This window comes from Streptomyces sp. NPDC092296 (assembly GCF_044755465.1).
Lineage (GTDB): Bacteria > Actinomycetota > Actinomycetes > Streptomycetales > Streptomycetaceae > Peterkaempfera.
This window is the reverse complement of the sequence record NZ_JBIVRB010000001.1, coordinates 1561502-1572601: the sequence shown is the minus strand read 5'-3', so window position 1 is coordinate 1572601 and position 11100 is coordinate 1561502. Positions and strand designations below refer to the sequence as shown.

General features: G+C 71.7%; 8 protein-coding genes and 1 riboswitch. Of the genes, 4 read left to right on the top strand and 4 right to left on the bottom strand.

Annotation, left to right across the window (positions count from 1 at the left end; genetic code table 11):
- Positions 1-65: 65 nt before the first annotated feature.
- The 4 genes from ACIQGZ_RS07205 to ACIQGZ_RS07190 form a co-directional block, all read right to left on the bottom strand.
- Positions 66-1853 carry an ABC transporter substrate-binding protein gene (locus tag ACIQGZ_RS07205; protein ID WP_402599821.1) on the bottom strand — a complete coding sequence of 596 codons (1788 nt, stop codon included), beginning with the start codon at positions 1851-1853 and terminating at the stop codon, positions 66-68.
- A 145-nt stretch (positions 1854-1998) separates the two neighbouring features.
- The gene (locus ACIQGZ_RS07200; protein ID WP_402599820.1) at positions 1999-2997 is read right to left on the bottom strand and encodes an ABC transporter permease; all 999 of its coding nucleotides are present in this window, start codon (positions 2995-2997) and stop codon (positions 1999-2001) included.
- A gap of 812 nt (positions 2998-3809) precedes the next feature.
- Positions 3810-4700 (bottom strand): enhanced serine sensitivity protein SseB C-terminal domain-containing protein, encoded by an 891-nt coding sequence (locus ACIQGZ_RS07195; protein WP_402599819.1) that lies wholly within the window; start codon positions 4698-4700, stop codon positions 3810-3812.
- 80 nt (positions 4701-4780) lie between these two features.
- Positions 4781-5614, bottom strand: coding sequence for an enhanced serine sensitivity protein SseB C-terminal domain-containing protein (locus ACIQGZ_RS07190; protein ID WP_402599818.1), 834 nt, complete (start codon positions 5612-5614; stop codon positions 4781-4783).
- A gap of 363 nt (positions 5615-5977) precedes the next feature.
- Positions 5978-6099, top strand: a riboswitch (glycine riboswitch).
- A 206-nt stretch (positions 6100-6305) separates the two neighbouring features.
- Between ACIQGZ_RS07190 and gcvT the strand changes: the two genes are divergently transcribed.
- The 4 genes from gcvT (at position 6306) to ACIQGZ_RS07170 (ending at position 10887) form a co-directional block, all read left to right on the top strand.
- Positions 6306-7430, top strand: a complete 1125-nt coding sequence (gcvT, locus tag ACIQGZ_RS07185; protein WP_402599817.1) for a glycine cleavage system aminomethyltransferase GcvT — start codon at positions 6306-6308, stop codon at positions 7428-7430.
- Positions 7431-7508: 78 nt separating this feature from the next.
- Positions 7509-7886, top strand: coding sequence for a glycine cleavage system protein GcvH (gene gcvH / locus ACIQGZ_RS07180; RefSeq protein WP_402599816.1), 378 nt, complete (start codon positions 7509-7511; stop codon positions 7884-7886).
- Positions 7887-8004: 118 nt separating this feature from the next.
- Entirely contained in the window at positions 8005-9273 is a 1269-nt protein-coding gene (gene glyA / locus ACIQGZ_RS07175) for a serine hydroxymethyltransferase (RefSeq protein ID WP_402599815.1), read from the top strand.
- A gap of 219 nt (positions 9274-9492) precedes the next feature.
- Positions 9493-10887, top strand: a complete 1395-nt coding sequence (locus tag ACIQGZ_RS07170; RefSeq protein ID WP_402599814.1) for an L-serine ammonia-lyase — start codon at positions 9493-9495, stop codon at positions 10885-10887.
- Positions 10888-11100 lie beyond the last annotated feature (213 nt).

The following is an 11100-nucleotide window of genomic DNA, read 5'->3' as shown; positions in this document are numbered from 1 at the left end:
GGCCCCGGTAAGGCCTTCACCTGCCCTTCGGACTAGCTGTGCGAACTACAGGGGTGGACGGCGGGTCACTTGCCGTCGCTGGTGCCGAGGGCCTGGAAGTCGACCATGCCGAAGGCCTCGTGGACGTAGACGTTGGTCAGGCGCGGGTTGCGGTAGTTGAGCGCCCGGTCCGCCACCACCGGCAGGTAGTAGGCACCGTCGACGACCTTGTGGTTGATCTCCTTGTAGAGATCGGCGGCCTTGGCCGGGTCGGTCTCCGCGGCGGCCTTGTCGAACGTGGCGTTGATCTCCGGGTCGTTGATCTCGGAGAAGTTGTTGTTGCCGTTGGAGGCGATGAAGCGGCCATCCACCAGCGGCTGGAGGAAGCCGGAGCCGTTCGGGTAGTCGGCGCCCCAGCCCATGACGATCAGGCCGTAGCCCTTCTTGTGGACGACGTCCGGCGCGCCGATGACGGAGGAGATCAGCTTGCCGTCGTACTGGTCGATGGCGGCGTCGATGCCGACGGTCTTCAGCGCGTTCTGCAACGCGACGGCGCTGTTCACCTCCTTGTCCTTGTTGTTACGGACGGCGATGGTGGTCTTGAACCCGTTGGGCTTGCCGCACTGCTTGAGCTCGTCCTTGGCCTTGTCGACCTGGGACTTGCCGCCGGTCAGACCGAACGGGTCGTAGTCGTCCGAGCCGAGGATGTTCGGCGGGAGCATGTTGCCGTAGATCGCGCCGGCCGTCGGGCCGCCGCGCGCGGTCTGCAGGGCGGTCGGGTCGGCCGCGTACAGGACGGCCTTGCGGCAGTGCTCGTTGTCGAAGGGGGCGACCTTCGGCACGATCGAGATGTAGCGGATGAAGCCGTTGAACGGGTCGTCCGTGTTGGCCTTGAGCTTGGGGTCCTGCAGGATCTTGATCTGCGCGTCCTGCGAGACACCGGTCTGGCCGATGTCCAGGTCGGCCGTGCCCGCCAGCAGCCGGGCGTCCATGTCGTCCGGGTTGGTGGTGATGGTGAGGTTGATCTTGTCCGGCAGGGCCTTGCGGAACGGGTCGGTCTTCGGGTCCCACTGGTCGTTGCGGACCAAGGTCAGCGACTTGCCGGGCTCGTACGACTGGAACTTGTACGGGCCGGAGGAGACCGGGTGGCTGCCGTACTTGGCGCCGGTGTCCAGCTTCTGCGGGACGGGCGCGGCGCTGCCCATGGCCAGCAGGTACGGGAAGGACGAGTCGGCCTTGGCCAGCTTGAAGATGATGGTCTGGTCGTCGGGGGTCTGCACCGACTTCAGGCCGAGCTTGTTCGGGTCCTTGTCCTTGTACGGGCCGGGGTACTTCTGGCCCTGGTCCAGCGACTGGACGAGGTAGGTCGGACCACCGCTGATGACGTCCTGGGCGAAGACCCGCTCGACGCCGTACTTGATGTCCTTCGAGGTGATCGGAGAGCCGTCCTCGAACTTCAGGCCCTCCTTCAGCTTGAAGGTGTAGGTCTTGCCGTCGGCGGAGATCTCCGGTGCGGCGGAGGCCAGGTCGGGCACCAGCTGGAGGCCGTCCTTGCCCGGCTTGGAGTCGTACGCCAGCAGGGTGCGGGAGTAGAAGCGCTCCATGTTCCAGACGAAGGCGTAGTAGCCGCGCGCCGGGTCCCAGGAGTCGGCGTCCTGGCTGCTCCACAGGTTGAGCGTGCCGCCGGTCTTGTCGGACGCGTTGACGACCTTGCCCACCGCGGCGTCGAAGCCGGCTCCGGCGCTGGACGACGTCTTGCCGTCGCTGGCCTTGGAGCCCGAGTCGCCACCCTTGGAGCCGCCGCAGGCGGAGGCCGTGAGCGTGAGGGCGGCGACCAGTCCGGCCGCTGCGAGGGTTCTGCTGCTGCGAATCATCACTGCTGTCGATCCTCCGAGGTAGTCGCGGCCCTGGATGTGGGCCGCCGGTTGCCGCAGGAGCCGGAGCGAGCCTGCTGGGTGTCCGCGTGGCCCGGTGGTACCGGGACCCGCATCGGGCGGACGGGAATGGTTCGTGGGACGGTCAGTTGCCCTTCGGGTCGAGGGCGTCCCTCAAGCCGTCACCGAAGAGGTTGAACGCGAGCACCGTGATGAAGATCGCCAGGCCGGGGACCACCATGTAGGTCGGGTCCGCCTGGTAGATGTGGACCGCGTCGGAGAGCATCTGGCCCCAGGACGGCGTCGGCGGCTTCACGCCCGCGCCCAGGAAGCTCAGTGCGGCCTCGGTGAGGATGTTGGTCGGGATGATCAGCGTGGCGTACACCAGGACCGGGGCGACCAGGTTGGGCAGCAGTTCGCGGAGCACGATGTGGACGCTGCCCGCGCCCAGGCTCTTGGCGGCGTCGACGAACTCCCGCTCGCGGAGCGAGAGCGCCTGGCCGCGCACGATGCGGCCGATGTACGGCCAGCCGAAGAAGCCGATCACCACGATCAGGACCGCCATCCGGACGCCGGTGCCGCTCAGACCGAGCAGGCTGTCCGGCATGACCGAGACCAGGGCGATCGCGAAAAGCAGCTGCGGGAAGGCCAGCAGCAGGTCCATGATTCTGCTGATCACCGTGTCCACCCAGCCACCGAAGTAGCCGGCGGCGGTGCCCATCAGCACGCCGATGACCACGGACACCGTGGCCGCCAGGAAGGCCACCACCAGCGAGATGCGGGCGCCGTAGAGGATGCGGCTGAAGACGTCGCGCCCGAAGGTCGGGTCTGCGCCGAGCAGGAAGTCCCGGCTCATCCCGCCGAAAGCGCCCTTGGGGATGCCGAGGTTGGGGTCGATCAGCTCCGGGTGGGGATCGTCCGGCGGGTGCCCCAGGAAGTGGGTGAGCACCGGGGCGAAGACCGCCGCCAGGATCAGCACCAGGACGACCACGCCGCCGCTCAGGGCCACCTTGTCCCGCTTGAGGCGGTCCCAGGCGATACGGCCGGGCGATCGGCCCTCGATCTTCTTCTTCCCCTGCACCTCTGGCAGTTGCTCGGGAACCTCGATGGTCGAGGTTCCGCTGTCGTGCAGTGGAGCAGTCATATCGGTAGAGACCCCCTAGCCGGCGGTGACCGGCACGCGGTGCCCAGACCGCCGTCCGGAAGGGCCCGGTGATGACGGGGCCGACCGGGTGCGGTCGCAGTTCACGGTTGGTGCCTGGGTGCGTGGTGCGGCGTTGCGGATGGAGCTTCAGCGGACGGTGCTTCAAATGCGTGGAGCTTCATGGTGCTTGAGCTGGTGTGGTGCTTGAGCTGCATGGTGCTTCAGTGCATGGAGCACGGGCCTTCTGGCTGCGGGCAGCATTGCTCACCCGGCGGCCGGACCCGGTGGGACGGCGTTCGCTCGGCGCGGGGACGGTTGTGTCCCGGACATACCGGCGGACCCTGGTGGGGACCACTGGTACGGCGCTTCGACGGTGGATGTACCGCGTGAGGCGACCTCGACTCCCGCGTTGCGGCGCAACTCTGCTTCGTCCGAATAGCGGTGCGCCAGACCCCCCCGGCGATGTTTGCGCAACTGTGATCTGCATGCATGCACACCCGACACCTGCGAATAGCCGTCTTCACACAGCTGCAATGCCCCGCACACATCGCAGGAGGACGCGAGTAGACCCGAAACCCGTACAGAGGGGACGCCACGGCCTCGCGCCAGTCTTACCCGCGCATGTCATTGAAGAACCTCAACTGATGCCCAGAGTATGGACGCCCGGCGGATTCTCCTACCGCCCGGTAGCCCATGCCGTCACAGCTTGCTACCCGCCGGTAGAAGCGGTGGGCGGCACTCCGGCTCCAGGCGGGCGGAACTGGGCGTCCGTCAGCTCGGACGCCGCCTCGTATAAGGGAGTTGAGGAGCCGTCAGCGCGGCGGATAGCCCGGCCACTGCGGCTGCTGCTGCGGATATCCGGCCGACGGATAGCCGTACTGCGGGCCCGGCTGCGGATAGCCGTAACCGGGCGGTGGGGCACTCGGCGGCGGGACGCTCGGCCGGGCCGCGCCGGTGAAAATCTCCCGGTCGAAGAAGGGCGGGGCATAGGCCGCCATCCACATCGCCACCGGGTCGTACTCGTCCGCCATCGCCACCATGGAGACCGCCAGCCCCTGCGGCGCCCCCGCCACGCAGCGCTGAAGCATGTCGCGCACCGCCTCCACCGCCTGCGGCCCGGTGTCGTAGAGGTCCAGGCCGATCGCCAGATACGGCTCACCGACCACCGGCCGCACCCAGGCGCGGCGCAGCGCCCGCACCACCGGCGTGCCGTACGCCTGCTGGGTCAGCAGTGCGTAGAAGTGCGGCGCCCGCACGGTGGGCTCGCCCAGCACCAGCGGACCGGCCGGCAGCCGGTCCAGGCCGGCCGCGATCCGCCGCAGGTCGGCCCAGGGCACGCCGACGCCACCGCCGGGCGCGTGCGGGTCCAGCCAGAGCCCCCAGCGGTCGGGGTAGAGCGAGGCGGCGATCTCCCGGCCGGAGATCCGCTCGTGGGCGCGGCTCCAGCCGCTCGCGGCGAGCTGCTCGGGGGAGGTCACACAGGGCACATAGCCGTGGCCGCCGACCTCCATGTTCCCGTACTGCGCGTCGGGGCGGCCCGGTTCGCCCTGCCAGAGCAGCATCCAGAGCTGCCCGTCGGCCAGTGCGTGCAGCAGAGCTTCGTACGCGTCGTAGCGGCCCGGCGCCACCTCGCGCAGCGCCCGCTCCACCGCCCCGGGCGTCCACGGTCCGTGCGCGCCGCCGCCTGCTGCTCCCGCGCTCAACTCCGACCTCACCTTCCGCCTGCCTCGGGCAGCACCCTACGGCCCGCCGGTCCCGGGCGTCATACCACCGGCCGGGGGGTTCAGGCCCGGGTGTAGAACGGCGCGACCCGCTGCACCATCCAGTCGCCGACCGGGTCCTGGGCGACGTCCAGCAGCACGATGCGGACCTGCCAGGGCAGCGGTACGGCGCCCAGGGCGCGGCCCAGCGCCTCGCTGGCCACGGCCTTGTCCTGCTCGGTCCAGCTGTCCAGCTCCACGCCGACGAAGAGCAGCGGTGCGTCGCCCTCCACCGTCGCCAGCGCCCGCCGGGCGCTCAGCACCACCGGCAGCGCGGCCAGCTCGGACGCCGCTGCCATCAGGAACTCCACCGGCTCCTCGTACGGCTCCGGCTCCCGCAGCCCGACCCTGGCGCCCGGCGCGGCCGAGGGCACCGCCGACCAGCGGTCCTCGCGCGGGCCCCGGCACAGCTCACCAACGCCCTCCGGCGGCACCGGGATGCCGACCGGCGCCTCCGGGTTGACCGCGATGCCCACGCCCAGCGGCAGCCCCCGGGCCAGCTCCCACATCGGCGCCACCGCGTAGCCGATGTTCCCCGCGGTGCGGCGGAACTGCTCCTCGGAGCTGAACACCGGGACGTACGGCGCCCCGGCCAGCTCGATCGTGGGCAGGTCCAGCGCGCCGCTCTCCGGGGCGCCGCCGCTGGGCAGCGGCACCCAGACCTGGCTGCGGGCCAGCACCTCGAACACCCGGGCGGTGGCGCCGGGGTCGCCCAGAGCGGCGGTGAGCACCTGCTCCAGCTCATTGGCGGGCCAGCCCGTGCCGTCGAGCGGCTGCTGCGCCTGCGGTGCGTACGGGGCCCCGGGGGCCTGTGCCGCCTCGTACTCGACCGGTGCGCCGCCTACCGGATAGCCCATCTGCCCCGAACCACCGTTCTCGCCGTTCCCACCGGAGGGCGGGCCCGCCCCGCCCTCCGCACCTTAGCCGCCCCGCACCCTAGCCGCCCGCGCCGCCGCGCACCGGGAGCCGCCCCGGCCCGGCCGCCGTGCCGCCCGCCGCGTCACCCGCTGTACCACCCGGCTGAGTCACCCCCTTGGGTCACCCCCTTGGGTCACCCCCTTGGGTCACCCCCTTGGGTCGCCCCCTTGGGTCACCCGCCGCGCCGTACCGTGGTCCGCCCGGCGCGCGCGACGGCGGCCCAGGTCAGAGCGGTGCCGGCCGACCTCGCGCCGCCGTCCCCGGCCGTGTCATGATGGGCGCCCAACTCCATACCGGCCGTTCGAACCCGCGCGGGAGAGCCCGGCCGCCCCCGACCTGCCCCGCAGGCCGCCAGGGGCGACGCCGGCGCCGAAGGAGCAACTCCTCCCCGGAATCTCTCAGGCACAGCTACCGCGCGGGCGAGGCACATCTGGAAAGCGGACACGGCCACGCCGTGCTCCCACCCACGGTGCAAGCCGTCGCCGCCCCCTGCCCGGGGTAGCCGCGGTGAAGCTCTCAGGTTGCGACGACAGATGGGGAGATCCGAGCCGCCGCATGCCCCCGCGCATGCCCTGCCGGTCCGCACCCGATCCCGTATCCGAGAGCCCAGCCGCCCCGAGGAGCACCACCATGACCGACGGCCCCCGCCGTACCGCACTGGACGCGGTCCACCGCGCCCTGGGCGCCACCATGACCGACTTCGCCGGCTGGGACATGCCGCTGCGCTACGGCAGCGAGCGCGAGGAGCACAACGCCGTCCGCACCAGCGCCGGCCTGTTCGACCTCTCCCACATGGGCGAGATCACCGTCAGCGGCCCGCAGGCCGGCGAGGCGCTGGACCACGCGCTGGTCGGCTTCGTCTCGGCGCTCGGCCACGGCCGCGCCCGGTACACCATGATCTGCGCCGAGGACGGCGGCATCCTGGACGACCTGATCGTCTACCGCACCGGCGAGCAGGCGTTCCTGGTGGTCGCCAACGCCTCCAACGCCCAGCTGGTGCTGGACGAGCTCACCGCCCGCGCGGCCGGCTTCGACGCCGCCGTCCGCGACGACCGCGACGCCTACGCGCTGCTCGCCGTGCAGGGCCCCGAGGCCGCCGCGATCCTCGCCCGGCTCACCGACGCCGACCTGGCCGGGCTGAAGTACTACACCTGCCTGCCCGCCACCGTGGCCGGCCGCGAGACGCTGCTCGCCCGCACGGGCTACACCGGCGAGGACGGTTTCGAGGTCTTCACCTCCCCCGCCGACGCCGAGCACCTGTGGCAGGCCCTCACCGAGGCCGGCGCCGGCCACGGGCTGGTCCCCTGCGGCCTGTCCTGCCGCGACACGCTGCGCCTGGAGGCCGGCATGCCGCTGTACGGCCATGAGCTGACCGCCGCCACCACCCCGTTCGACGCCGGGCTCGGCCGGGTGGTGCGGTTCGACAAGACCACCGGCGGCGGCGACTTCGTCGGCCGCGCCGCCCTGGAGCGCGCCGCCGCCGAGGCCGCGGCGCACCCGCCGCGGGTGCTGGTCGGCCTGGTCTCGACCGGCCGCCGGGTGCCGCGCGCCGGCTACGCCGTGGTCTCCCCGACCGGCGAGCCGGTGGGCGAGGTCACCTCCGGCGCGCCGTCCCCCACCCTGGGCCGGCCGATCGCCATCGCCTACGTCGACGCGGCGCACGCCGCCCCCGGCAGCGCCGTCGCCGTCGATGTGCGCGGCAGCCACGAGCCGGTCGAGGTCGTGGCGCTGCCCTTCTACCAGCGCGCCCGCTGACTCGCTGCCGCATCCTGGTCCCAGGCCGTCACCGGCCCGTTTCGCCGTACCCGTACCCCATCCTGGAGAATTGCCGCCATGAGCAACCCGCAGCACCTGCAGTACAGCAAGGAGCACGAGTGGCTGACCGTCCCCGAGGACGGCGTGTCCACCGTGGGGATCACCTCCCACGCGGCCGACGCGCTCGGTGACGTGGTCTACGTGCAGCTCCCCGACGTCGGCCAGGCCGTCACCGCCGGTGAGCCCTGCGGCGAGCTCGAGTCCACCAAGTCGGTCAGCGATCTGTACTCCCCCGCCAGCGGCGAGGTGACCGAGGTCAACCAGGCCGTGGTGGACGACCCCGCGCTTGTGAACTCCGGCCCGTTCGAGGACGGCTGGCTGTTCAAGGTCCGGCTCGACGGCGATCCCGAGGGCCTGCTGAGCGCCGACGAGTACACCGCCTTCATCGGCGGCTGACTCCCGAGCCCCGGGCCCGCACGCCCGCCAAGGCTCGTCACCCGCTGCGGTCGCGACCGGAGAACCCCTCGCGCGGCCGCCCCGGTCTCCCCGTCCGCCCTTTACCGGAAGACCCCTGATGACGGTTCTCAACCAGTCCCTGCACGCCCTCGACCCCGAGGTCGCCGCCGCGGTCGACGCCGAGCTGCACCGCCAGCAGACCACCCTTGAGATGATCGCCTCCGAGAACTTCGCCCCGGTGGCGGTCATGGAGGCGCAGGGCTCGGTCCTCACCAACAAGTACGCCGAGGGCTACCCCGGTCGCCGCTACTACGGCGGCTGCGAGCACGTCGACGTGGTCGAGCAGATCGCGATCGACCGCATCAAGGAGCTGTTCGGCGCGGAGGCGGCCAACGTCCAGCCGCACTCCGGCGCCCAGGCCAACGCCGCCGCGATGTTCGCCCTGCTCCAGCCGGGCGACACCATCCTCGGCCTGGACCTGGCGCACGGCGGGCACCTGACCCACGGCATGCGGATCAACTTCTCCGGCAAGCTGTACAACGTGGTGGCGTACCACGTCGACGAGGCGACCAACCTGGTCGACATGGACGAGGTGGAGCGCCTGGCCAAGGAGCACCGCCCCAAGCTGATCGTGGCCGGCTGGTCCGCCTACCCGCGCCGGCTGGACTTCGCCGCCTTCCGCCGGATCGCGGACGAGGTCGGCGCGTACCTGATGGTGGACATGGCGCACTTCGCCGGCCTGGTGGCCGCCGGGCTGCACCCCTCCCCCGTCCCGTACGCGGACGTCGTCACCACCACCACCCACAAGACGCTGGGCGGCCCGCGCGGCGGTGTGATCCTCTCCAAGGCCGAGCTGGCCAAGAAGATCAACTCTGCGGTCTTCCCCGGTCAGCAGGGCGGCCCGCTGGAGCATGTGATCGCCGCCAAGGCGGTCTCCTTCAAGGTCGCGGCCTCGCCGGAGTTCAAGGAGCGCCAGCAGCGCACCCTGGAGGGCGCGAAGATCCTCGCCGAGCGCCTCACCCGGCCGGACGCCACCGAGGCGGGCGTCTCCGTGCTGTCCGGCGGCACCGACGTCCACCTGGTCCTGGTCGACCTGCGGAACAGCGAGCTGGACGGGCAGCAGGCCGAGGACCGGCTGCACGAGGTCGGCATCACCGTGAACCGCAACGCGGTGCCCTTCGACCCCCGCCCGCCGATGGTCACCTCCGGCCTGCGGATCGGCACCCCGGCGCTGGCCACCCGAGGCTTCCAGGCCGAGGACTTCCGTGAGGTGGCCGACGTGATCGCCGAGGCCCTCAAGCCGGGCTTCGACGCGGCCACGGCCGAGTCGCTGAAGGCCCGCGTCAGCGCGCTGGCCGTGAAGCACCCGCTCTACCCGGAGCTGTGAGCCCCACCCGCAAGGGGCGCCCCTCCCACCGGGGGCGCTGAGCGGCACACTGGGGGCGGGCCGGGCGGTGAACCCGCCGACCCGCCCCCGTACCCGCCGTTCCGCCCCCCTCCCCCGCAGCCCTACCCGTCGCAGTTCCGTCCCAGCACCCTGGCGCACGAGCTGGACGGGGTCCGCCCCGCCCCACCACCGTGGGGGTGACCCCCGGAGTCCGCACCCGTGGCCATCAGCGTCTTCGACCTCTTCTCCGTCGGCATCGGCCCGTCCAGCTCCCACACCGTCGGCCCGATGCGCGCCGCCCGGATGTTCGCCAGGCGGCTGAAGTCCGAAGGGCTGCTCGCCCAGGTCGCCTCGGTGCGCGCCGAACTCTTCGGCTCGCTCGGTGCCACCGGCCACGGCCATGGCACCCCCAAGGCCGTACTGCTCGGCCTGGAGGGCAACTCCCCGCGCACCGTCGACATCGAGCAGGCCGACCTCGACGTGGCCCGCATCCGGGCCACCGGGCGGCTGCGGCTGCTCGGCGCCCAGGAGATCGCCTTCGACCCCGACAGCCAGCTGATCCTGCACCGCCGCCGCTCGCTGCCATACCACGCCAACGGCATGACGGTCTGCGCGTACGACGACGCGGGCGTCCCGCTGCTGGAGAAGACCTACTACTCGGTGGGCGGCGGCTTCGTCGTCGACGAGGACGCCATCGGCGCCATGGGGGCACCCCCGGCCGAAGGCGGGGGGAGGATCAAGCCGGACGACTCCGTGCTGCGCCACCCGTTCCGCACCGGCGGCGAGCTGCTCCAGCTCACCCGCGACACCGGGCTCTCCATCTCCGCGCTGATGCTGGAGAACGAGCGGGCCTGGCGCAGCGAGGCCGAGATCCGCGCCGGGCTGCTGGAGATCTGGCGGGTGATGCGCGAATGCGTCACGGCGGGCATGTCCCGGGAGGGCATCCTGCCGGGCGGCCTCAAGGTCCGCCGCCGGGCCGCCACCGCCGCCCGAGCGCTGCGCGCCGAGGGCATCGGCCCGGCCAACGCCATGGAGTGGGTCACCCTCTACGCGATGGCGGTCAACGAGGAGAACGCGGCGGGCGGCCGGGTGGTCACCGCCCCCACCAACGGCGCCGCCGGGATCGTGCCGGCCGTGCTGCACTACTACACCACCTTCGTCCCCGGTGCGGACGAGGACGGGGTGGTCCGCTTCATGCTGGCGGCCGGCGCCATCGGCATGCTCTTCAAGGAGAACGCCTCCATCTCCGGCGCCGAGGTCGGCTGCCAGGGCGAGGTCGGCTCCGCCTGCTCGATGGCGGCGGGCGGCCTGGCCGAGGTGCTGGGCGGCACCCCGGAGCAGGTGGAGAACGCGGCCGAGATCGGCATCGAGCACAATCTGGGCCTCACCTGCGACCCGGTCGGCGGCCTGGTCCAGATCCCGTGCATCGAGCGCAACGGCATGGCCTCCGTCAAGGCCATCACCGCCGCCCGCCTCGCCCTGCGCGGCGACGGCCGCCACCATGTCTCGCTGGACAAGGCCATCAAGACCATGAAGGAGACCGGCGCCGACATGAAGGTCAAGTACAAGGAGACCTCCCGCGGCGGCCTGGCGGTCAATGTCATCGAGTGCTGACGGCGTGCCCCAACTGCGGGGTTCCTTCCCCCTGTAAAGCGCTACCCGGAAATGCTCTGCCCGGTGCTGACACCGGTAGGCAGTGAGCAGCCATCTTCCGCCATGGGACCGAGCACGTGTGGCTCCGTCAACCGGTGAAGGCTTTGCGCCTTCCGTGACAGGTCCTGCGCCGTCCAGGCTCCAGAGGCCGCTCACGCAACTGCTCTCAGCCAG